Source organism: Nonomuraea basaltis (assembly GCF_005893125.1).
Classification (GTDB): Bacteria; Actinomycetota; Actinomycetes; order Streptosporangiales; family Streptosporangiaceae; genus Nonomuraea; species Nonomuraea basaltis.
The window spans coordinates 22,230-44,632 of sequence record NZ_VCJS01000104.1; the positions used below are offsets into that span (position 1 = coordinate 22,230).

A 22,403-nucleotide genomic window follows, 5' to 3' on the forward strand; every position below is an offset into this window, starting at 1 on the left:
AAGCCGATCGTAGGCGCGGACACCGCTACCCGCGATCGGGCGCTGAACGCGACCTATCGTAAGCCACCAGCGACAGCGCTCCGAGCGCGCAGGCGGCCGCCACCAGCCCCATCACCGCGGGGTATCCGGCGAACTGCGCGACCCCGGCCGCCGCCAGCGGCGCGATCGCCTTGGCAACGGTGATCGGCAGGTGGAGCGTACCGCTCAAGGACGCGTACGCGGCGGTGCCGTACCGGTCGGCGAGCAGCGCGGGCCGGGCGATCGTCGCCACCCCGAACCCCAGCCCGAACAGCACCACCGCCGCGACGGCCCCCGGCACGCTCCGCCCGGCGAGCGGCAGCAGCACCGCCGCCAGCCCCTGCAGCCCGAACATCACCGCCGTGATCAGCGCCACCCGCCAGCGCGCCTGCAGCCCCGTGCTGACCAGCCGGCCCGTCACCGACAGCACCCCGAGCAGCCCCGCCACGCTCGCCGCGAACACCGGCGGATGCCCGAGTGTGATCAGGTACGTGACCAGCAGCACCCCCATGACCGCCACCGCCCCGGTGTGGGTCAGGAACCCGGCCGCCAGCAGCCAGAAGGCCCGCTCGCGCAGCGCGGCGCCGACGATCTCGCCCCGGTTCGCGTGGGGAGGCGCCCGCCGGCTCCGCACCGCCAGCCCGTGCAGGGGTACGGCGGTCAGGGCGTACCCGGCGGCCAGCATGACCAGCGCCTGCCGCCACCCGTACCGGTCGACGAGGAACCCGGTCAGCGGCAGGAAGATGCTGGAGGCGAACCCGGCGACCACGGTCACCGCCAGCAGCGCCCGTGCCCGCCGCGCCGCGTCGAACCAGGCCACGATCACCGCGAACGCGGCCTCGTACAGCACCATCGCCGACGCCACGCCCAGCACTGCGCACACGAGGTAGAGCTGCGCCACGGACTCCACCTGCGACCACGCCAGCACCGCGGCCGCGCCCAGCGCGGAGCCCACCGTCATCAGCCCGCGCCCGCCGTGCCGGTCCAGCCAGCGCCCGATGACCGGCGCCAGCACCCCCGACACCAGGACGGCCAGCGTGATCGCCCCGGTGAGCTGTGCGACCCCGGCATCCAGGTCACGCGACATCGGCGGGATGAACACCGAGAACGCGTAATAGAGCACGCCATATCCGGCGGTCTGGGTGATCGCGAGTGCACCGACCATGCGCGCGGGCGATTTCAGGCCGGGTGTGGCGATCACATCACCTGTCGTTCCCGTTCATCAGCCGGAAATACGGTGATTAGCGTCACGTCATCCGCAGGCACCCAGAGGTCCCGCGGCACCGGACCGTCGGCGCACCTCTCCGGCAGGAAAGCCGACTAGCGTCGGGTCATGAGTCTTTCGTACGTGGTGACCGGCGGCGGGCGCGGCATCGGCAAGGCCGTGGTCGAGCGGCTCCTCGGCGAGAAGGACACCGTGGTCGCCATCGAGCGCGACCCCGACGCCCTCGCCTGGGCCGGCCCCCGCGTGGTGCCCGTGATCGGCGACGCGGCAGACGAGGAGATCGCCGCCTGGGCCGCCGACCTGGCCCAGGAGTCGGGCACGCTGAGCGGCTGGGTCAACAACGCCGCCGTGTTCCGGGACGCCTCCGTCCACTCGTCGCCGATCGCCGAGGTCAGAGCGCTGATCGCGGCCAACCTGGACCTGGCCGTCGTGGGCTGCGCCACCGCCGTGCGCCACTTCCTCGCCGCCGGCACCCCGGGCGCCATCGTGAACATCACCTCCCACCAGGCCGCCAGGGCGGTGCCCGGCAGCCTCCCGTACGCGACGGCGAAGGCCGCCACCGAGGGCCTGACCAGGGCGCTGGCCGTCGAGTACGGCAGGCGCGGCATCCGGGTCAACGCCGTCGCCCCCGGGACGGTGGCCACCGAGCGCTACGAGTCCTTCCTCGCCTCGCGCACCCCGGAGGAGGCGGCGGCCGTCGAGCAGCAGCTCGCCACGCTCCATCCGCTGGGCCGCGTCGCCGCGCCCGCCGAGGTGGCCTCCGTCGTGGCGTACCTCCTGTCGGACGACGCCGGGTTCGTCAACGGCGCCACGATCCCCGTCGACGGCGGCCGTACGGTGCTCGGGCTCGATCCCGAATCCAGGGAATGAAAACCGTTGTCGCAGGGTTGAGGGGGGCATGAAGAAGAACCTGCACCCCGCGTACCGTCCGGTCGTCTTCCGTGACCCGAGCGTCGGCTACGCCTTCCTCACCCGTTCGACCCTGGCCAGCGACAGGACGATCGAGTGGGAGGACGGCAAGACGTATCCGGTCGTCGACGTGGACGTGTCGTCGGCCAGTCACCCCTTCTACACCGGCCGCGGCCGCATCCTCGACACCGCCGGTCGCGTCGAGCGCTTCAAGCAGCGCTACGGTGATCCGCGTTCAGCGGCTCACCGCAGCTAACGGAGCCCTACCTACGGCAAGATGTGACGCATGCTTGATTCGCCCCTGTCCGCCCGCCTCGAGGCATCCAGCCGGATCCTCGTCGCGGGAGCGGGCGGGGGCTTCGACGTGTACGCCGGGTTACCGCTCGCCCTGGCCCTCCGCGAGCAGGGCAAGGAGGTCCACCTGGCGAACCTGTCGTTCAGCCGCCTGGACGCGATCGTGCTGGTCGACGGCGGCACCGACATCCTCATGCGCGGCGACGAGTCCGGTCTCGGCACGCCGGTCGAGGACATGGCCAGCCTCGCCGCCGTCCACGGGCTCGACCTGCCGGAGAAGATCGTCGCCTGCCTCGGCTTCGGCATCGACGCCTACCACGGCGTCAACCACGCGCAGGTCCTGGAGAACCTCGCGGCGCTGGAGCGCGACGGCGCCTACCTGGGCGCGTTCTCGCTGTCGCGGGCCACGAAGCCGGGCTCGCTGTACCTTGACGCGGTCGCCCACGCCCAGGCCGAGATGCCGGGCTATCCCAGCATCGTGAACGGCTCGATCGCGGCGGCGGTGCGCGGCGAGTTCGGCGACGTGCGCTTCACTGAGCGGACGCGCGGCAGCGAGCTGTTCATCAATCCCCTCATGGCCATCTATTTCGCCGTGGACCTCGACGGGCTGGCCCAGCGGTCGCTCTATCTCGACCGCATCGAGGACACCGTGCTGGCCCGGCAGATCGCCGCGGTCATCGAGGTGTACCGGGAAGAGGTCACGCCCCGCCTCCCCAGGGCGTTTCCGCACTAGAAGCCCATGGTCCCGGCCAGTGAGTCCAGCTGGACGGTCAGCAGCGTGGCCGCGCGATGCCCCATCCCGGCGAACTGCCCCTGCACCTCGAGGCTCACGATCCCCTGCAACAGCGACCAGACCATGATGGTCCCGGCCAGCGCCGTGGCGGGGTCGCCCTCGGGCGCGAAGGCGCGCACCCACTCGGCCACCGCCGGCGTCTCCTCCACCCACCGCCGCATCTCCTCACGCAGCGGCTCGGCCGCGGGCCCGCACCTGCCCTGCCCGAAGACGGGCAGGAACGGGCCGAGCACCTCCCTGGCCCGCCGTACGCTCTCCGCCGGCGCCTGGTAGCCGGGCGACGGCGTCCCGGCCAGCAGCTGGAAGAGGTGCGGGTTGGCCACGGCCCACGCGAAGAAGGCCCCGGCCAGCGCGTGCAGGCGGGCACGCGGCTCGCCCTCGCGCATCCCGGCGCGTACGGCCGCCGCCACCTCGTCGAATCCGTCGAGGATCAGCTCGGTCAGCAGATCGTCGCGGCTGCCGAAGTATTTGTAGATGGCGGGCCCGGTCATCCCCAGCTGCTTGGCCACCGCGTTCAGGCTCAGGGCCGCGGCCCCGCCGTCGCCGATCTGGGCGAGCGCGGCCTGCTTGATCTCGTTTCTGACCTGCTCCCGGTAGCGTTGGCGTGGAGTCGACATCCTCTCATTATCGTGAGTCCCGAGTCCGGCACGTCGCGTCATCGGCTCGTCGCCGTATGGGCGGCGGCCGTCTCGGGCGACTCGGCGGCCGCCTTGAGCGCGTCCAGCCAGGAGCGGAGCGAGGCGTCGAGGGCCGCCCGCATCCCCTCCGGGTCGCCCTCGACGGGCGCGCCCGCCCACGACTCCCGGGTGCGCACCACCACGGCTCCGTCCACCTGCTCGAAGGTCCACACGTGTACGCCGTCGATGCCGTGGGCGGGGCCGCCCCAGACGATCCGGCGCAGCGGCGCGATCTCGGCGATCGTGGAGGCGATGACCAGGCCGTGGGTCTCCCAGTCGAAGACCGCGCCGACGGCCAGCGGCTCACGCAGCCGTGCGGTGGAGATGGCGGCGTTCCAGCCGGGCCAGGCGTCGACGCCGGTGTGCAGCGCCCACACCCGCTCCAGAGAGGCGCGCACGGTGGTCTCGAGCTCGACGATGACGGGGGCGGTCAGATCGATGTCCATGACAGGTCCTCACTTGTGGTGGATGATTCAGAAATCGCGATAGCTTCTCTCTTCAGTTAGAAGCTATAACCAAAGTATGCATCTGTCACTGCGAAGGTGTCAACCAGGAAACAGCAGCCGCGCCATAGCGGCGGGTATGCGGGGGCTACCCGTGGGTAAGAGGCATCCACCGGCGTGAGAGCAGCAGTGGTGGTGTGATGGGTCTCTCTGCAAGGGAACGCCGCATCCTCGCTCAGATCGAACTGGCCCTCGAGCGAGAGGACCCCGAGCTGGCCAAGCGCGTGGCGGCGATCAACAGGATCGAGGCGGGCGGGGATCCTTTCCAGCACGCCTACGGCGCCCGCCTGCGCATGTGGGCGCTGGCGCACGTATGGATGATCTTCGCGGTCGGTGCCCTGGTGATCCTGCTACTGCTGGTCGCGGTGCTGACCACGTGAACGGCGGTGCCGCAGCACGACCAGGTCGACGGCGGCGATGATGGCCACCGCGGCCGCGATCGCGGCCTCCCAGGCCCAGACCGGCTCCCGGGTGCTCATCGCGCGCGTCACGAAGAACACCGCAGCGGCGACACCGAGCACCAGCGCCACCAGGGACAGGATCCGCCGGGCGCGCAACGGGCTGCGCGCGCTCACTGGCTCCGTGCCCTCGCGGTTGCGCAGCCACATGGTCGCCCTCCTCTCAGGCCAGGCACCTCAGGGCCGCGGCGATGCGCGGGTCGAGCCCGTGCGAGTCGGGCAGGCGCCCCACGGTGGCCTCAACGAATTCCGGGTACGCCAGCGTCGCGGTGATGCCGTCCAGCGCCACCCACATGTACTCGGCCGTCTGCTCGACCTGCACCTTGGCGTCCTGCTCCGCCAGCACGAACCGGCTCACCGCGATCCGCCACAGCGTCCTGTCGTCGGCCTCCCGGTCGGACACAGGGGCGCCGACGTCGTCGGCGTGGGTCGCGTACTCGGAGTCGTAGTGGAAGGCCTGCCACCCGTTCGGGTACGGCCCGGCCATCGTGTCGATCTGCGCGTCGCGGCCGAGCTCGCGCATGCGCCGCCGCGTCTCGCCGTTCTTGGCCCGCCACTCCTCCAGCACCTCTTCGACCGGCAGGCCGCGGCGCTCGCGTACGCACCACTCGTTGAAGTCGTTGAACCCGGTCACGCCCTCGTCGGCGAGCCGGCCCAACAGCTCCTGCACGGTCCCGTCCAGGCAGGCGTGGTTGTACAGCTCCTCGCCCGCGAGGTGCGCCAGCACGTCGCGGACCGACCAGCCCGTGCAACGGGAGGGCAGCCGCCAGCCGCTCTCGCCGAGCCCGGCGAAGAACCGGTCGAGCCGGGCGGCCTCGGCGTCGAAGATGTCGAACGGGTCGAAGTCTCTGAGCAGATCCTCAGCCATATCCGGACGCTACCCCCTATGCGCCGGCTTTCACGACCATGGTCCCGAGGGCCGACTTGGCCCGGTTGTACTCGCCGGCGCAGAAGGGCGCGCGCTCGGCGGGAACCCAGCCACCCTTGGCGATCCCGGCGTGCTTGGCGGGGTCGGCGCCGTACAGGAGGCAGGCGAACGTGGCGGACGCCTCGAGCCCGGAGAGGTGGCCGATGCCCGCGTGCCCGGCGAGCAGGTGGCGGGCCTCGGCGGCGCGGACCACGCGCTTGGGCGCGTCGGCGGCGAGCGTCAGCGCGGCGAGCTGGTCGGCCTGCCCCTCGCTGTCGGGCCGGCCGTTCATGGCGCCGAGGGCGTGGCCGAGCTGGTGGTGGAAGAGCACGGTCAGCGCGGCGTCGACGCGGGCGGCCGTGGTGCGCTTGTCGGCCTCCTCGGTCTGGGAGATGCCGGTCAGCGTGCGGCGTACCTTGTCGACCAGGGAGTAGCAGATCGTGATCCGGCGCTCGTCACCGTCCCAGGTGGCCGATGCCTCGTCGCAGTCGCGGGCGACGACCTTGACCGGCCGGGGCAGCTTGATCCCGGTCTTCAGCGCGTCGCTTTCCTTGAGCAGTTTCCTGGCCTGCTCGGCGCGCGGCGAGCCGGCGGGCTCGTACCGCACGGTCAGCTCGGGTGAAGGGGCCGCCCCCAGCGTGCTCGTCATGCTCAGGACGAGGGCGATGAGGGGATGCGGCATGCGGGGCTCCTTCCAGGGCGATCACGGCAATGGGACTGACCATGCGGCGATCGGCTGATCGATAAACCTGGGAGAAGGCAATAGGTTCGGAAAAGCCGGAGGCCCGGCCCCACCAGGGACCGGGCCTCAGGGTCATGGATTAACGACGCCACCAGGAGCCGTAGACCCGCACGTAGTCCGTGCGGCTCGTGGCGCCCTCGAGCTCCTCGTCGCCGGCGTACACGGCACGGAAGGTGCCGCTACGGTACGCCTTCGTCTTGGCGTAGAACTTGCCGCTCCTACCGGTCCAGTCGGAGGCGACCCACTTCCAGCCGCTGGAGCCGTTGGCGCGGTAGTAGATGTTCACCTTCTCGCCGCGGACGCCCTCCCAGCCGTCATCGTCGACCTGGAGACGGCCGGAGAAGTAGATCGACTTGCCCTTGCGGACCTTGTAGGGGTCGGCGCTGAAGCGCGAGATGCGCGTCTCCGCCTTGCCCTTCTCGATCTCGACCGCGAAGAACGCCGAGTCCTCGGCGAGCTTCTTGCCGGCGGCGTCGAACGCCACGGCAGTGGCCTTCCACTTGCCGTCGGGGTCGTTCTCGTTGAAGCCGATCGCGAAGCGCCAGCCCTCGAGGTCCTTGACGTCCTTGGCCCGCATGGTGCGGAAGCCGTTGTCCTCGGGCGCGACGCTGAGCTCGACCTTCTGGACATCGGAGCTGGCCCCGATGTCGAAGTACGCAGTGGTCTCCGCGCCGGCCTTCACCACGACCGGGTTCGGCGTGATGTCGCGGATCTTGAGCTGCGTGTCAACCTTGGTGGCGGAGGCGGCCCCCGCCCCCGTCACCAGCATGGCCCCGCCCACCAGGGCGGAGACGATACCTAGAGCGATCTTTCTCATGAGGGTGCTGATTCCTCTCCCCGTATCGCGTTGGAATCGGCCCGGGGTGGCCGACTCCCTCTACTACTTTGAGGCACCGAATGGGGGAAAGGTTGGCTAAAGTTACAGAAAAAATTTGATCACGGTCTTAACCAGGCCTTATACGGAAAAATCCGTTTTAGGTTGACTTGACCTACTACAGTCTGGTTCATGACCGACGTCTACACGCTGGGTGAGCCGCTCGGCGTCGTCTCCAGCGGCCGGGTACGCCACGAGAGCGAGGCCAGGCTGGACGTCTGCGGGCCCGAGTTCACGCTGGCCGTGGCGCTGGCCAGGCTCGGTCACCGGTGCGCGTACCTAGGCAAGGTGGGCGACGACGAGCTGGGCGCCCGGGCACTCACCGTGCTCAGGGGCGAGGGCGTGGACGTGGCGGACATGCGGGTGTCCGAGGGCCTGCGTACGGGACTGGTGCTCAGGGAGACCCGCGTCGCCCGCGAGCTCAAGGTCGCGCACTACCGCACCGGCTCGGCGGGGTCGCGGCTCGCGCCCGGCAACGTGCCGATCGACCGGATCAGCGCGGCGAAGATGCTGCACGTCACCGGCATCACGGCCGGTCTCGGCATCGACGCGCAGGACGCCGTGCGCGCCGCCGTCAGCGCCGCGAAGAGCGCCGACGTGATGATCTCCTTCTCCGTCGAGTACGTGCCGGAGCTGTGGCCGTCGGTACGCGAGGCCGAGGAGGTGCTCGGTGAGCTGGCCTGCGAGTCGCACCTGCTCTTCCTCCGCCAGGACGAGCTCGACCTGGTCAAGCCCGCCCTCACGCCGGAGCGGGAGGTCGTGGTGGACCGCGGCGCGAAGGGCGCCAGCGTGCGGGCCGATCGGATGCGCTACGACGTGCAGGGCTGGCAGGTGCCGGTCGTGGACACGTCGGGCGCGGGAGAGGCGTTCGCGGCGGGCTACATCAGCGCCGCCCTGGACGGCCTCACCCCCCAGGAACGCCTGTACCGCGGGGCGCTGTTGAGCGCCGCCGCGGTGACCAGCGTCAGCGACTGGCAGGGGCTGCCCACCAGGGCCGAGCTCTAGTTGACGGTGACGGTGAACGTCGAGGTCGTGTTCTTGATGTTCTGCGCGTTGTTGCTGAACCTGAGGTTGTTGAACGTAGCCGACCCGACCGCCGGGCCCTGGCCGGGCTCGGGCATCTCGTTGATCCAGATGCCGAACCCCGACTTGGCGTCGAAGGCGTCACCGCTCTTCTGCGCGCCGCTGATCGACACGTTCGTGAAGACCGTGTCCTTGATCGGGTTCAGGGGCGTGCCGCCGGAGTAGCCGGTCTGGAACATGATCCCGCTGTACGTCGGGTCCACGATGTCCAGGTTGGTGAGCCGGATGCTCTGGAACACCTTCGAGGAGGAGAACAGCCACATCGCCGGGAACGTCTGCTGCCCCCAGAAGTGGCCGCCCGCCCTGACCAGCGAGATGTTGTCGAACGTCGTGGGCGGGCTCGCGCCGAACCCGTGCATCGGGATCCCGAAGTCCAGCGAGCTGATCGTGACGCCCGAGTAGACGAGCGTGTCGGCCACGTAGATGTTCCTGAAGGTGTTGTCGTAGCCGCCGTACACGGCCAGGCCCGCGGCTCGCCAGGTGAGCAGGGAGGTCAGGTTCTCATAGACGTTGCTGTGCTGCTCGCCGGGGTTGTTGTCGGTGGCCGAGAACAGTGCGAAGCTGTCGTCGCCCGTGGACCTGGTCTCGATGTTGGTGACGTGGTTGCCGGTGCTGCCGTTGGTCATGTTCAGGCCGTCGGCGAACACGTCGCGGATCCGCGAGTTCTTGATCGTCATGTTGTCCGTGTTCGAGCCCCAGTACATGCATACCTGGTGCTCGGCCCAGATGTTGTCGATCGTCATGTTCGCCACGTTCGACAGGTCGAACACCTTGCCAGGGCCGTCGATGCGCGAGGTGTAGTTGCCGAAGTAGGCGAAGTTCGCGAAAGTCGAGCCGTTGGCCGTCGCGTCCGCACGGAACCCGATGTCGGTGTTCTCCTGCCCGGACGGGGCGTGGAACCGGGTGAACCAGGGACCGGCGCCGACGATCTTGACGGACTTGCCGTACACCTGGAACTTGCTGGACGTCTGGTAGTCGCCGGCGGGCAGGTAGACGCCGGTCAGGTCGGCGTCCATGCGGGCCTTGTCGAGAGCGTTCTGGACGTCCTGGTGGGTGAAGCCGGCCGGTACGGCGTACTTCGCCGGGTCGGGGTTGGCGACCGGTGCGGCCTGCTCGAAGTCGGCGAAGTCGATCGCGTACGTCCTGGTGTTGGCCGCGTCCTTCTGCAGCCTGATCTTGCTGCCGGCCGGCACGGTGGTGCCGAGCAGAAGGTTCGCCTCGTCGTAGATGTGCCTGGGCGGGCCCGAGCCGGGGTTGTTGTCCGGGCCGGCCTCGGGGCCGTAGAGCCAGGCGTAGCGCGAGGTCAGGTCGATCGCCTTGAGGAAGGTGCCGTTGACGTAGACGTTCAGTGTGGAGTCGAGGCCGCCGCCGCCCGGGGCGTCGGGCATGGAGAAGCGGGTGACCAAGGTGTTCGCAGGCGCTCTGGTGGTGAACTCGACGTACGCGCCGGTTTGGTTCAGCGTGACCGCCCGCCTGCCCGACGCCTCGCCGGCGATCGTGCCGATCTCCCTGCTCGGGCCGACGCGGGCCGCGCCGCCGCCGATCACGGCGTCCTCGGCCTCGTACGTGTCGTACGGCATGTTCGCGCCGCGACCCACGAACAACGGCAGCTCGCTGGTGTTGTTGGCGCGCCTGACCGGCAGCTCGCTGGCGTCGTCGGCGAGCACGGTCTTGACCGTGTAGTCGCCGTTCGCCGCGGTCCAGGTGCCCAGGGTCACCGGGTTCGTAGTGGCGCCGGGGGCGATCGCGCCGCCGGCCGAGCCGGTCAGAGTCCGGACGACGCCGCCGGACTCGTTCGTGACGGTGAGCGTGATGCCGTGGGCGCCGCCGCTGGAGGCGACCGTGCCCTGGTTCTTGATCGCCACAGTGAACGTCACCGTGTTGCCCGCGGCGGGGTTGCCCGGCGTCCAGGCGACCGGGGAGGCGATCAGGTCGGCCGTGTCGACCGGCTTCACGGTCAGCGTGCCGGTGGCGGTGTTGTTGGTCTCGTTCTGCTCGATGACCTCGTTGTCCTCGTCGACCTTGGCGGAGAGCTGGTGGGTCCCGGCCTCCCTCGTCCCGATATCTGCGGACACGGTGGTCGACGCCCCTGCGGCCAGGGCCCCCACGCTGGCGCTGCCGACCTTGGTGGTGCTCGCATAGAAGGCGACAGAGGTTGCGGCGGAGCCCGCGGTGCCGGCGTTCCTGACCGTGGCCGACAGCGTGACCGCGTCGGTCTCCACGGGGGCGGCCGGGTTCGAGGTCAGGTTCGACACGGTCAGGTCGGGGTTGGCCGCCGGGGTCCCGAAGATCTGGAACTCGGCGACCTGGCCGCCCGGCGCGCCCGTGTTGGCAGTGATCTGCAGCCGGACGTCGGCGACCTTGGCGGTCGCGGGGATGGTCACCGAGTTGCCCGTCGCCGGGTCGAAGGTGTAGGCGGCCTGGGCGACGAGGGTGGTGAAGGCGGTGGCGCTCTGCTCGCGGCCGAGGACCTGGATCGTCTGCGTCCGCCTGGCCCACGCCGGGTCGGGGTTGAGCTTGAGCGTGATCGAGGTCAGGTCCGCGTTCGCGCCGAGCTGCACGGTCAGCGTGCTGGGGTAGGCGGCGCCTTCCCAGTAGGTCTGGACGTTGTTGTCGTTGGCGTTCGCGGCCACGTACGTGTGGGTGTGGGAGGACTCGGTGACCGGCTTGCCGATGGCCAGGTTGGTGCCATTCTCGGGCGCGCTGCCCCATGCCTCGAGCTCTGAGATCTGCCCGGCCGGCCAGCCCGAGTTGGCGGTGATCTGCAGCCGCACGTAGCGGGCGGTGGTGGCGGCGAAGGTGATGGTGGCGGTCGGGTTGAAGGTGTAGGTGGCCGAGGTCGCGATCGTGCTGAAGCTGGAGCCGTTCGCGCTGCCCTGGACGGTCAGCGTCTGGGTGCGGCTGGGCCACCCGGACGGCAGCTTGAGCACCAGCTTGCCGACGCTCGCGCTCGTGCCGAGATCGACCTGGACCCACTGCGGGAAGGCATTGTTGGCCGACTCCCAATAGGTGGCCTGGTTGCCGTCGGTCACGTTGGAGGCGGAGTAGACGTCGTTGTGGCTGCTCGCGGTGGCGGTCTTGCCCGCCGCGAGGTTCGTGTCGGCCGCGGCCTGTGCGGGCGCGGCCAGAAGTCCGATGGCTAACGAAAGGGCGGCTAACAGTGCTCTCATGGGGGGTGGCCCTTCAGGTATGGCGGATGGCCGAACCATAGGATGCCGAGCAGATGGCCGCAATATTTCGACGAGATTTCGCAAAGAGTTGACTAACCGAAGCCGTCCAAGGAGGCCTCCTCCTGCTGGTCAGGGAGGCTAGATCGGCGAGAAGCCCGCCGTGGACGCCGTGCAAGCCGCGACGTCGGATCTACGTAAGCCATTGCAAGCACTTGCGCTCCAGGTCGTATAGTTTGCGCATGACGCGACGACTCGCAGAGGTGGCCAAGAAGGTCGGGGTGAGCGAGGCGACCGTGAGCCGTGTGCTCAACGGCAAGCCCGGAGTCTCCGACGCGACCCGCGAGGCCGTGCTGACCGCCCTCGACGTGCTCGGCTACGAACGTCCCACCCAGCTGCGCGGCAACCGGGCCCGGCTGGTCGGCCTGGTGCTCCCCGAGCTGCAGAACCCGATCTTCCCCGCCTTCGCGGAGGTGGTCGGCGGCGCGCTGGCTCAGCAGGGGTTCACCTCGGTGCTGTGCACCCGCACGGTCGGCGGCGTCTCCGAGGCGGACTACGTGGACCTGCTCCTCCAGCAGCAGGTCAGCGGCGTGGTCTTCGCCGGCGGCCTGTACGCGCAGGCCGACGCCTCGCACGGCCACTACGAGTTGCTGCACGAGCGGAAGCTGCCCACGGTCCTGGTGAACGCGGCCGTCCAGCACCTCGACTTCCCGCAGGTGTCGTGCGACGACGTGGTGGCCGCCGAGATCGCCGTCGCCCACCTGCGTACGCTCGGCCACGAGCGGATCGGCATGCTGCTCGGGCCGAAGGACCACATGCCCTCGCGGCGCAAGCTGGAGACCTTCCTGGCCAAGGGCGGCGACCCGGAGCTGGTCGAGCACACCATGTTCTCGCTGGAGGGCGGGCACGCCGCCGCCGCCAGGCTGGTCAGGCGCGGGGTGACCGGTGTGATCTGCGCCAGCGACCTGCTCGCCCTCGGCACGGTGCGGGCGGCGCGCCGCGCCGGGCTGGCCGTGCCCGGCGACATCTCGGTCATCGGCTTCGACGACTCCGCGCTGATGAACTGCACCGAGCCGCCGCTGACCACGGTCCGCCAGCCGATCGACGCCATGGGCAGGGCCGCGGTGGACCTGCTGGTCGCGCAGATCGACAAGGCGGTGGTGCCGGCGGACGAGCTGCTGTTCGAGCCGGAGCTGGTGGTACGGGCCTCAACCGCGCGCGCTCGGGCGTGACGTAGTCGTTAGCTTGCAATACTCCGTCGAAATATTGCACACTTCGGTCGGCGATCCTATGGTGTGGGCATCTCGCATCAGAAGGGTCAGACCATGCGGAGATCCATCGGACTCTTAGTCGTATCCGTGATCGGCGTCTCGGCCACAGCCTGCGGTTCCGGCGAACCGCCCTCATCGTCGTCGGCGTCCGTGATCATCACGGTGGCCTGTCAGCCCGCCAAGTCCGCGCCCAAGGAGCGGCAGGCCTGGGACGACGACGTGGCCGCGTTCATGAAGGCGCACCCCGGCGTGACGGTCAAGAGCACGGACCAGCAGCCGTGCTTCGACCCCAAGACGTTCGGCCCCAAGCTGGCGGGTGGCCAGATGGAGACCGTCTTCGTGGTGCCCGTGACCAACTACAACGACGTCATCGGCCAGGGCCAGGCGCTCGACATCACCCCGTACGCCAGCACGATCAAGAACTGGAACGACCTGCGCCCCGACGTACGCGAACTGGTCACCAAGAACGGCAAGGTGTACGGCGTCCCCAACGTCCACTACGGCGTCGGCCTGGTCTACAACCGCGCCCTGTTCACCAAGGCCGGCCTCGACCCGGACAACCCGCCCAAGACGTGGGCAGAGGTCCGCGAGGTGGCCAAGAAGATCTCCGCGCTCGGCCAGGGCTACGTCGGCTACGGCGAGTACTCCGGCGGCAACACCGGCGGCTGGCACTTCACCCAGGCCATCTACGGCCGCGGCGGCAGCATCCTGACCGAGGACGGCAAGAAGGCCGTGTTCAACTCGCTCGAGGGCAAGGCCGTGCTGCAGAACCTGCACGACATGCGCTGGGTCGACAACAGCATGGGCAACAAACTCCTGGTCGGCTGGGAGTCGCTCATGATGGCGATGGGCAGCGGCAAGGTCGGCATGATGCTGGGCGCCCCTGACGTGGTCACCGACGTGGTCAACAAGTTCAAGGGCAACGTCGCCGACTACGGCATCACCGGCCTCCCCGAGGCCAAGGCGTCGCTGAGCGGCGGCGAGGCGTACATGATCAACCCGAAGGCCACGCCCGAGCAGGCCAAGGCCGGCATGGAGTGGATCGACTTCCGCTTCAACACCGTCGGCAAGGGCCGCTTCGATTTCGCCCGTGGCAAGGCCAACGGCAATCCGGTCGGCGTGCCCGACAACGACGTCTACGGCGACTCGGCGACGGGCAAGGCCATCCAGGCCGAGCGGGTGAAGAACGCCTCGCTGCCGGTCACGAACTACGAGCCGTACGTGCAGGCCGCGGCCACCGTCCCGCCGAAGGCGGAGCCGGTGCACGCGCAGGAGCTGTACGCCATCCTCGACGTGGTCATGTCCGGCGTGCTGAGCCGCGAGGAGGCGAGCGTCGACCAGCTGCTGGCCGACGCCGAGACCAAGGCCAACGCGATGCTGGCGGCCAAGGGCTGACCTTGATGGGAGTCTTGAGGCGCAACCTGACGGCCTACGGGTTTCTCTGCGCGGCGCTGCTCTGCTTCACGGTGTTCGCCTGGTATCCGATGGTCAGGGAGTTCGTTCTGAGCTTCCAGAAGACCGACCTGATCAACCCGCCCACCTGGGTGGGACTGGACAACTTCAAGGCGGCGGTGCAGGACCCGGCCTTCGGCGAGGCCTGGCTGAACACCGTGGAGTTCACGGCTCTCGCACTGCTGTGCGGCTATGCCGTGCCGTTCGTCGTGGCGCTCGTGCTCAACGAGCTGCGCCACGCCCGGGCCTACCTCCGGTTCGTGGTCTACCTGCCGGTCATGTTGCCGCCGATCGTCGCGGTGCTGCTGTTCAGGTGGTTCTACGACCCGGGGCCCGGGCTGTTCAACCAGATACTCCACTTCTTCCACCTGCCGCCGCTGGCCTGGCTGGACAGCTCCTCGACCGCGCTGCTCTCCCTGGTCATCGTCTCGACCTGGATGAACATGGGCAGCGCGACCCTGATCTACCTGGCCGCGCTGCAGAACATCCCGCCCGAGCTGTACGAGGCCGCCGAGCTCGACGGAGCCGGGATCTTCAAACGCATCAGGCACGTCACGATCCCGCAGACCCGGCTGATCCTGCTGCTCATGCTGATGCTGCAGATCGTGGCGACCATGCAGGTGTTCATCGAGCCGTACATGCTGACCGGGGGCGGCCCGGAGAACGCGACCGTGAGCGTCGCGTACCTGATGTACCAGTTCGCCTTCTCGCAGATGAACTACGGACAGGCCGGTGCGCTCGGCATGATGCTCATGCTCGCGCTGCTCCTCTTCGCCGCCTTACAGCTTCGCACCACCAGGGAGGACAAGGCATGATCCCCCGCGAGCGGGGCAGGCAGAGGTCGCCGAAGCCGATCGAGGTGCAGTTCCGCACGATCGTCTCGCCGCACCAGCTCAACAGCAGGTGGGGGCGGCGGATCTACTGGCTCGTGCTCGTCGCGGTCATCGTGACCTTCACCCTCGCCTTCGTCTTCCCGCTCTACTGGATGGTCTCCGGCGCCATGAAGACGCCGGAGGAGATCGCCGAGATGCCGCCGTCACTCTTCCCCGCCGACCCGGCGCTGGACGCGTTCTTCGAGGCGTGGGACCTGTTCGACATCGGCACGCTGCTGGCCAACACCGCGTACTACGCGCTGGGCGCCTGGCTGTTCTCCATGGCGGTCGACGTCACGGCCGCGTACGCGCTGTCGAAGCTGCGGCCCGTGTTCGGCAACGTGGTCCTCGGCGCCATGCTGGCCACGCTGATGATCCCGCCGATGGTGATCCTCATCCCGCTCTACGTCACGATCGTGGACCTGGGATTGCTCAACAATCCGTGGGGCCTGTGGTTCCCCGCGGCGGCCAACGGCTTCAACATCTTCCTGCTCAAGCGGTTCTTCGACTCCATCCCGCGCGAGCTGATCGAGGCCGCGCAGATCGACGGCGCGGGCCCGCTGCGGGTGCTGTGGTCGGTCGTGCTGCCGGTCTCCAGGCCGATCCTGGGCGTGGTGTCCATCTTCACAATCGTCACCGCGTTCAAGGACTTCGTCCTGCCGCTGCTGGTCATGACCGACAGCGAGAAGATGACGATCAGCGTGGGCCTGTCGCAGACCGCAGGGGCGGTGACGCAGAACCAGGTCATGGGCGGCCTCGTCATCGCCGGCATCCCCATGATCATCGTTTTCTTCGTCTTCCAACGGCACATCATGGCGGGACTCACCGCCGGAAGCATCAAGGGATGAGCGCATGTCGCAAACGTGGTGGCGGGGGGCCGCGATTTACCAGGTCTACCTGCGTAGCTTCGCCGACGGGAACGGCGACGGCGTGGGCGACCTCGCCGGCCTGCGATCCCGCCTGCCGTACCTGAAGGACCTCGGGATCGACGCGATCTGGCTCAACCCGTGGTATCCGTCGCCGATGGCTGACGGCGGCTACGACGTGGCCGACTACCGGGACATCGAGCCGGTCTTCGGCACGCTCGCCGAGGCCGAGCGGTTCATCGAGGAGGCGCACGAGCTCGACATCAAGGTCATCATCGACGTGGTCCCGAACCACAGCTCCACGCGGAGCGCCTGGTTCCAGGAGGCCCTGGCGAACCCGGCGGCGCGGGACCGATTCTGGTTCAGCGACGAGCCGCTGAACGACTGGCAGTCGATCTTCGGCGGGCCGGCGTGGACCCAGCTCCCGGACGGCCAGTGGTACCTGCACCTGTTCGCCCCCGAGCAGCCGGACCTCAACTGGGCCAATCCCGAGGTGCACCAGGAGTTCGAGGACGTGCTGCGCTTCTGGTTCGAGCGCGGTGTGGACGGCTTCCGCATCGACTCGGCGGCCCTGCTCTACAAATCGGACACCCGCTACGAAGACCTCGACGAGGTCCACGACGTCTACCGCCGGTGGCGTGAGGTGGCCGGCGAGTACGGCGAGCGCGTTCTGATCGGGGAGGTCTGGCTCCCCGATCAGGAGCGTTTCGCCCGCTACCTGCGCCCCGACGAGCTGCACACGGCGTTCAACTTCGACTTCCTGTCCTGCCCGTGGGAGCCGGCCGAGCTGCGCCGCGTGATCGACCTGACCCTGGCCACCCACACCCCCATCGGCGCCCCGCCGACCTGGGTGCTGTCCAACCACGACGTGACCAGGCCGGTCACCCGCTACGGACGCGCGGACACGTCGTTCGCACACGGCGGCCGCCTCCACGGCACCCCGTCCGATCTGGAGCTCGGCTACCGCCGGGCCCGCGCGGCCGCGTTGCTGTCGATGGCGCTGCCCGGCTCGGTGTACGTCTATCAGGGGGAGGAACTGGGCCTGCCTGAGGTCGAGCACCTCCCGGACGAGCTCCGCCAGGACCCGATGTATGCCAGATCCGGCGGGACGAACCCCGGCCGCGACGGCTGCCGTGTCCCGCTGCCCTGGTCGGGCGAAGAGCCACCGTACGGCTTCGGCACCGGCACGCCGTGGCTGCCCCAGCCGGAGAGCTGGCGCAAGCTGACGGCCGAGGCCCAGCGCACGGATCTGGGCTCGATGCTCAGCCTGTACCGCACGGCCCTGCGCATCCGGCGGGAGTCGCTGGGGGACGGAACCCTGGCCTGGCTGCCGCTGGGGGAGAAGGTCCTGGCCTTCCGCCGCGACTCCGGCCTGACCTGCGTCGCGAACCTGGGGCCCGGCCCGGCGCGGCTGCCCGCGGGCGAGGTGGTCCTGGCCAGCGGGCCGCTGGAGGGCGGCGCCCTGCCCTCCGACACCACGGTGTGGCTCACCGAGCGGTGACGGCTCACGCCCCGAGCGGTCTCCGTGTCGGTCTCGGCCAGCACCCGCCCCCACGGATCGGAGATCATCGGCGTACCCCACTGCGCCGCCCAGGCCACGGTCGCCCCGTCCTCGACGCTGGCCGGGCGCAATTCCAGCCGTTCGCTGAACAGTGCCGTCATGGGCACTCAATAAAACATTCAGCAACACACGGCGCGGACGAATTCACGGTCAGCGGGTGGCGCCGCTCGGGTCGCGCAGCCACGCGTCGAGCGCCGTGCGGGCCGTACCGGCCTCCGCGGGGAACCGCAGCGCCCTGACGAGCATCCACAGCGTGCCCTGCAGCCCGCGCGCCGCCAGGAAGTCCCGCAACCCGGGATCGTCAGGATCGGCCCCGTAGGCGCGCACGGCTGCCCGCCCGTCGAGCATGGTCGCGGGCTCGTCCAGCACCGGACCGAGGTACGGCAGCTCGCCGGGAAACCCCCGCATGGCCTCGTGCAACTCGGCGAGCGCCCGCCCGGCCTCCTCCGGCGAGACCTCATAGGCCGGATCGTGCTCGACGTACGCCCAGAACGTCACCACGACCCCGTCCCGCAGATGCGGTCCGGGCGGCAACAGCTCGCTCGGCGGCACCACCGGCACGCCGACCCCATGCAGATAGGACACGACGTCAAGCTCCCGCCGCAGCACGTCCGCGGGCCGCGGCCGCCCGAGCGCGGTGACCGTCGGCACCCGCGCCACGATGGGCGCCGGCCGCAGGTGGATCCGCAGATTGAACGAGTCCTTGAGAACCACCGGCTCCCGCACCCGGACCCCGTGCTCCTCGGCGACGGAGACGGCGGCGGCCACGGCGGCGCTGGCGGAGATCACACCCCTATCCTCCACAAGCCGTCTCCACCTGGCGACTTGGCCGAGGCGGTCAGGCGGATTCGCGGATCACGAGCTCCGTGGGCAGGATCACCGGCTCCGCCGGGCCGCCCTCGAACAGGCCGAGCAGCAGCCGGACCATGGCCGCCGCCTGCTCGGCCACCGGATGCCTCAGCGTCGTCAGCGGCGGCTCGGTGTATTTCGCCGCCTCGATGTCGTCGAAGCCCACCACCGCCACGTCGTCGGGAACCCGGCGGCCGGCCTGCCGCAGCGACTGCAGGGCCCCGACCGCCATCAGGTCGTTGGCCACGAAGACGGCGTCCAGCGACGGATCGTCGCCGAGCAGCTGCCGCATCGCGATCGCGCCCGACTCGCGGGTGAAGTCGCCGACCGCGACGATCGAGCGGAGGTCGGAGTCGCGCAGCACGTTGCGGTAGCCGGTCAGCCGGTCCTGGCCGGCGATCATGTCCTGCGGCCCCGCGATCGTGGCGATCCGGCGCCGCCCCGTCTCCACCAGGTGCCGGACTCCGGCCTCCGCGCCGCCCACGTTGTCGTTGTCGACGAACGGGATGTCCACGGGAACGGCCGGCCGCCCGTACGAGACCACGGGGACGCGCAGGCGGGACAGCGCGGACGGCAGCGGGTCGGCGCCGTGCATGGAGATCAGCATGACCCCGTCCACGTGCCCGCCGGAGATGTAACGCTCCACCCTGGCGTGGCTCTTGGCGCTGGACGCCAGCATCAGCACGACCTGCTTGTTGGCCTCCTCCAGCTCCATCGACGCCGACCTGATCGCCATGGCGAACCACGGGTCGTCCGAGAACACCCTGGTGCCGGGCTCGCTGATCACCAGCGCGATCGAGTCGGTGCGCTGGGTGACCAGGCTGCGCGCGGCCGAGTTGGGCACGTAGCCCAGCTCGTCGATCGCGCGCTGCACGGCGTCGCGGATGTGCGGCGCCACGGTCGTCTGACCGTTGACGACGCGGGAGGCGGTGGCACGAGAGACACCCGCTCGAGCGGCGACCGCCTCAAGGGTCGGGCGTCTCATGACAGCACCAAGAGGGAGAGCACGTGAAAAAATCTACAGGCCGTTTCTGCCGATCACGCCGCGGTACCAGAGAGCGCTGTCCCGCCGCGCGTCCGTCCGCCGCCGCGAACCTCTTGCCGGTCTCGATGTACTGCTCCCACGTCGGCCAGAGCGCCGCCACCTCGGTCCGGTCGGACGGCAGCCCGCCGATGTAGCCGACCTCGACCGCCTCGATGTCCCCCGCGCCCGCGTTGGTGGCCAGCCGCTTGATCAGGTTGCTGTGGTGGTCGTTGAACTGCGTGACGTTCTCGACGATCTAAATAACGATTCGTGTTACCCGAGAGAGCGTGTTCTCGGACCGGCGCGGGCGCGGGAAGGCCCGGAGCGGGCACGGTCAGCTGAGGGCGCGGCCCGCCATGCGGGCGTACATGCGGCCGGGGCTCGGGGACTTCGCCAGGAAGCCGGGCAGCATCGGCAGCTCGACGGCGAACGGGTCGAGCCGCTCGTACAGCTCGTTCGCGTCCGCGGGCCGGTCGTCCGGCTTCTTCTCCAGCAGCTGCGCCAGCAGCGCGCTCAGCTCACCCGGGATGCCGGGCACGGCCGGCGGGCGCTTCTTGACCTGCTTCTCGAAGACCATGTAGTCGGTCGGCCCGGTGAAAAGCTGGCGGCCGGTCAGCATCTCGTGCAGGACGCAGCCGAGGGCGTAGAGGTCGCTGCGCGGCTCGGCCACGCCGTGCTGGATCTGCTCGGGAGCCATGTACGCCGGCGTCCCCATGATCTGCCCGATCCTGGTGAACGTCGTGACGTCCGCGTCGCGCAGCATGGCCAGGCCGAAGTCGAGCACCTTCACGCTGCCGTCCGGGCAGAGCATGAGGTTCGTCGGCTTGAGGTCGCGATGGCAGATCGACAGGGCGTGCGCCGCCGACAGCACCGCGCACGCCTGAGCCGCGATGGCGGCCGCCCACGACACCGGCAGCGGGCCGTGCTCGCTGACCACGTCGGCCACCGTGACGCCCTCGATGAACTGCATGACCTGGTAGAGCCGCTGCTCATGGGTCCCGAAGTCGTAGAGGACCGGCGCGCCCGGATGCTCCAGCCTGGCCAGGATGCGGGCCTCGCGGATGAACCGGCGCTCCAGCTCATGATCGGGGCCGCCGGGCAGCCTGAGCAGCTTCACCGCGACCCGGCGGTCCAGGTGGCGGTCGTGGCCGGCGTAGACCGCACCCATGCCGCCCTGGCCTAGAGGGAGGTCGTCGAGCTCATAGCGGTCACCGATGACCATTCGCCCCTCCCCGCAGTCTTCGGGAAAAAACTACACCGTCAGGACTGCGGGTGCAGGTGGCCGTCAGCGAGGCCGTCGAGGCCCAGCCTGATCAGCGTCTGCCCCAGCGTCGAGGTCTCGCGGATGGCGTCTTCGAGCACGGCGAGCTGGCGGAACGCCTCGCCGTACGCCTTCTGCTCCTTGAGCGACAGGCGCGGCAGGCGGGTGCGGCGCACGTCGAACCTGCTGGAGCCGGTCGTCGCCCGGCCACCGGCGGCCCGCAGGTAGCCGGCCAGGAAGTCCGGGTCGAGCCGGCGCGTGTCCACCCGGTAGAGCGTCAGGTGCGGGCCCAGCACCGCGCCGCCGTCGGCCATCACGCGCACGCTGGAGTAGGAGGCCACCACGTCGCCGGGACGGACCGCGATCAGGCCCTGCTGCGTGGTCGTGGAGCCGGAGGGCGGGGTGCCGTTGAGCACGTCGTCGGAGGTGAGGACCGGGACCTCGCCGCCGTCGGCGGACATCTTGGGCGGGGCCTGCGACGTGGTCACCAGGCCCTCCTTGATCAGGTCGCCCAGCGTGGTGGCGGGCTGGTCGAGCGGCTGCTCCAGGACCTTCAGGTCGGGCGGTACGGCGGCGGCCGCCAGGAAGCGGTCGCGTACCTCGGCGAACGCCCGGCCGACGTCGTCGCGGCGCTGGTGCCGGGCCGGGGTCATGTCGACCTCGTCGGCCAGCAGGTCGATGATCCGCACGGTCTGGTCGGAACGGTCCTCCAGGTACGCCTGCCAGGCCGGCTCCACGCTCGCCAGGTCGGCGGTGGCGTCGATGATGAGCACGTCGGACGGCGGCCGCTCGCCCCCGGCCGGGCGGCGCAGCAGCCACAGATCCGAGCCGGGCAGGGCGACCACGGCCCGCAGCGCGCCCGCGCGCAGCAGGTTGGCGCGGATGCGCCGGCCCGCCCTGCGGCTCGCGGCGGCCGGGGGCATGAGGATGGCGACCAGGCCGCCGGGCTTGACGTGGGTGAGGCAGTGCTGGACCCAGGCCAGCTCGGGCTCGCCGCGCGGCGGCAGGCCGTACTCCCAGCGCGGGTCGCCGGTCAGCTCCTCGTAGCCCCAGGCCCGCTCGTTGAACGGCGGGTCGCAGAGCACAGCGTCGACCCGCTGCCCGGCGAAGCCGTCGTGGCGCATCGAGTCGCCGGCCACGATCTCGGCCTCGACGCCGCGCAGCCGGAGCCGGGAGGCGGTGATGGCGGCCGAGGTCTCGCTGAGCTCCTGACCCAGGACCCGGACCCCGTCGCGCGGCCCCTCGCCGCCTCGCGTGGCCCGCGTGGTCTCGCCGTCGCCCGCCGGCGTCCCCTGCGTGGTCCTGGCGCTGAGTGGGGTCTTGCCGCTGTCCTGTGACGTTCCGGCCGGTGCCAGGAGCAGCGTGCCGACGCCGCAGGCCGGGTCGAGAATCGTCGTGCCGTCGGCGCGGACCAGCTGGATCATCAGCCCGGCCACGTCCTCGCGGGTGACGGAGAGCTGCCGGGAGTGGGCCTCGAGGTAGCGTTCGCAGAGGAACTCGTACGCGGCCCGTGCGCCGAGTTGCTCGGCCAGCTCCAGGAGGAGCTCGGTCAGCTCGCCGTCCAGCCCGCTCAAGCCCGGCCCGCCCGCCTCCAGCC

General features: G+C 70.0%; 22 protein-coding genes. 10 read left to right on the top strand and 12 right to left on the bottom strand.

What is annotated here, in order from left to right:
- Positions 1 to 25: 25 nt before the first annotated feature.
- A complete protein-coding gene (locus EJK15_RS37885; RefSeq protein ID WP_138715292.1) occupies positions 26 to 1,183 on the bottom strand; it encodes an MFS transporter in 1,158 nt (385 codons plus the stop codon).
- 168 nt (positions 1,184 to 1,351) lie between these two features.
- On the opposite strand from EJK15_RS37885, the gene EJK15_RS37890 reads away from it, so the two are divergent.
- From EJK15_RS37890 to EJK15_RS37900, 3 genes are read left to right on the top strand one after another with little or no spacing between them, the layout of a single operon-like run.
- The gene (locus EJK15_RS37890) at positions 1,352 to 2,113 is read left to right on the top strand and encodes an SDR family NAD(P)-dependent oxidoreductase (protein WP_138715293.1); all 762 of its coding nucleotides are present in this window, start codon (positions 1,352 to 1,354) and stop codon (positions 2,111 to 2,113) included.
- Between the two features lie 28 nt (positions 2,114 to 2,141).
- A complete protein-coding gene (locus EJK15_RS37895) occupies positions 2,142 to 2,408 on the top strand; it encodes a type B 50S ribosomal protein L31 (protein WP_138715294.1) in 267 nt (88 codons plus the stop codon).
- Between the two features lie 30 nt (positions 2,409 to 2,438).
- Positions 2,439 to 3,179, top strand: coding sequence for a DUF1152 domain-containing protein (locus tag EJK15_RS37900; RefSeq protein WP_138715295.1), 741 nt, complete (start codon positions 2,439 to 2,441; stop codon positions 3,177 to 3,179).
- Here EJK15_RS37900 and EJK15_RS37905 read toward each other — a convergent pair.
- Together EJK15_RS37905 and EJK15_RS37910 are read right to left on the bottom strand one after the other, a co-directional pair.
- A complete protein-coding gene (locus EJK15_RS37905; protein WP_206061344.1) occupies positions 3,176 to 3,856 on the bottom strand; it encodes a TetR/AcrR family transcriptional regulator in 681 nt (226 codons plus the stop codon). The genes EJK15_RS37900 and EJK15_RS37905 overlap by 4 nt on opposite strands.
- Before the next feature lie 38 nt (positions 3,857 to 3,894).
- Positions 3,895 to 4,362, bottom strand: coding sequence for an SRPBCC family protein (locus EJK15_RS37910; protein ID WP_138715297.1), 468 nt, complete (start codon positions 4,360 to 4,362; stop codon positions 3,895 to 3,897).
- A 197-nt stretch (positions 4,363 to 4,559) separates the two neighbouring features.
- Here EJK15_RS37910 and EJK15_RS37915 point away from each other — a divergent pair, with 197 nt between their 5' ends.
- Entirely contained in the window at positions 4,560 to 4,799 is a 240-nt protein-coding gene (locus tag EJK15_RS37915; protein WP_138715298.1) for a DUF3040 domain-containing protein, read from the top strand.
- Here EJK15_RS37915 and EJK15_RS37920 read toward each other — a convergent pair.
- The 4 genes from EJK15_RS37920 to EJK15_RS37935 form a co-directional block, all read right to left on the bottom strand.
- On the bottom strand, positions 4,770 to 5,027 hold the full coding sequence (locus EJK15_RS37920; RefSeq protein ID WP_138715299.1) for a DUF6343 family protein: 258 nt from the start codon (positions 5,025 to 5,027) through the stop codon (positions 4,770 to 4,772). The genes EJK15_RS37915 and EJK15_RS37920 overlap by 30 nt on opposite strands.
- A 13-nt stretch (positions 5,028 to 5,040) precedes the next feature.
- Positions 5,041 to 5,745, bottom strand: a complete 705-nt coding sequence (locus EJK15_RS37925; RefSeq protein WP_138715300.1) for a maleylpyruvate isomerase family mycothiol-dependent enzyme — start codon at positions 5,743 to 5,745, stop codon at positions 5,041 to 5,043.
- Positions 5,746 to 5,761: 16 nt separating this feature from the next.
- Complete coding sequence (locus EJK15_RS37930) at positions 5,762 to 6,466, bottom strand: DUF4344 domain-containing metallopeptidase (protein WP_138715301.1); 705 nt, start codon at positions 6,464 to 6,466, stop codon at positions 5,762 to 5,764.
- A gap of 139 nt (positions 6,467 to 6,605) precedes the next feature.
- Positions 6,606 to 7,343, bottom strand: coding sequence for a hypothetical protein (locus EJK15_RS37935; RefSeq protein WP_138715302.1), 738 nt, complete (start codon positions 7,341 to 7,343; stop codon positions 6,606 to 6,608).
- 189 nt (positions 7,344 to 7,532) lie between these two features.
- Here EJK15_RS37935 and EJK15_RS37940 point away from each other — a divergent pair, with 189 nt between their 5' ends.
- The gene (locus EJK15_RS37940; protein WP_138715303.1) at positions 7,533 to 8,405 is read left to right on the top strand and encodes a sugar kinase; all 873 of its coding nucleotides are present in this window, start codon (positions 7,533 to 7,535) and stop codon (positions 8,403 to 8,405) included.
- On the opposite strand, the gene EJK15_RS37945 is transcribed toward EJK15_RS37940, so the two are convergent.
- A complete protein-coding gene (locus tag EJK15_RS37945; RefSeq protein WP_138715304.1) occupies positions 8,402 to 11,653 on the bottom strand; it encodes a discoidin domain-containing protein in 3,252 nt (1,083 codons plus the stop codon). The genes EJK15_RS37940 and EJK15_RS37945 overlap by 4 nt on opposite strands.
- A gap of 212 nt (positions 11,654 to 11,865) precedes the next feature.
- Between EJK15_RS37945 and EJK15_RS37950 the strand changes: the two genes are divergently transcribed.
- The 5 genes from EJK15_RS37950 to EJK15_RS37970 all read left to right on the top strand — a co-directional run bounded on the left by EJK15_RS37950 (position 11,866) and on the right by EJK15_RS37970 (position 17,612).
- Positions 11,866 to 12,882, top strand: a complete 1,017-nt coding sequence (locus tag EJK15_RS37950; protein WP_276615471.1) for a LacI family DNA-binding transcriptional regulator — start codon at positions 11,866 to 11,868, stop codon at positions 12,880 to 12,882.
- 189 nt (positions 12,883 to 13,071) lie between these two features.
- On the top strand, positions 13,072 to 14,316 hold the full coding sequence (locus EJK15_RS37955) for an extracellular solute-binding protein (RefSeq protein ID WP_240777470.1): 1,245 nt from the start codon (positions 13,072 to 13,074) through the stop codon (positions 14,314 to 14,316).
- A 5-nt stretch (positions 14,317 to 14,321) separates the two neighbouring features.
- On the top strand, positions 14,322 to 15,188 hold the full coding sequence (locus tag EJK15_RS37960) for a carbohydrate ABC transporter permease (protein WP_138715307.1): 867 nt from the start codon (positions 14,322 to 14,324) through the stop codon (positions 15,186 to 15,188).
- Positions 15,185 to 16,093: a carbohydrate ABC transporter permease gene (locus tag EJK15_RS37965; protein WP_138715308.1), complete on the top strand. Its 909-nt coding sequence runs from the start codon at positions 15,185 to 15,187 to the stop codon at positions 16,091 to 16,093. Before EJK15_RS37960 ends, EJK15_RS37965 begins: the two co-directional genes overlap by 4 nt.
- Before the next feature lie 4 nt (positions 16,094 to 16,097).
- Positions 16,098 to 17,612 (top strand): glycoside hydrolase family 13 protein, encoded by a 1,515-nt coding sequence (locus EJK15_RS37970; protein ID WP_138715309.1) that lies wholly within the window; start codon positions 16,098 to 16,100, stop codon positions 17,610 to 17,612.
- Between the two features lie 210 nt (positions 17,613 to 17,822).
- Here the strand turns inward: EJK15_RS37970 and EJK15_RS37975 are convergent, their stop codons facing one another.
- The 4 genes from EJK15_RS37975 to EJK15_RS37995 all read right to left on the bottom strand — a co-directional run.
- Positions 17,823 to 18,461: a hypothetical protein gene (locus EJK15_RS37975; protein ID WP_138715310.1), complete on the bottom strand. Its 639-nt coding sequence runs from the start codon at positions 18,459 to 18,461 to the stop codon at positions 17,823 to 17,825.
- A gap of 49 nt (positions 18,462 to 18,510) precedes the next feature.
- On the bottom strand, positions 18,511 to 19,506 hold the full coding sequence (locus EJK15_RS37980) for a LacI family DNA-binding transcriptional regulator (protein WP_138715311.1): 996 nt from the start codon (positions 19,504 to 19,506) through the stop codon (positions 18,511 to 18,513).
- Positions 19,507 to 19,879: 373 nt separating this feature from the next.
- On the bottom strand, positions 19,880 to 20,767 hold the full coding sequence (locus EJK15_RS37990) for a serine/threonine-protein kinase (protein WP_138715312.1): 888 nt from the start codon (positions 20,765 to 20,767) through the stop codon (positions 19,880 to 19,882).
- Positions 20,768 to 20,805: 38 nt separating this feature from the next.
- The coding region (locus EJK15_RS37995; RefSeq protein ID WP_138715313.1) for an N-6 DNA methylase at positions 20,806 to 22,403 on the bottom strand (1,598 nt) is incomplete at its 5' end.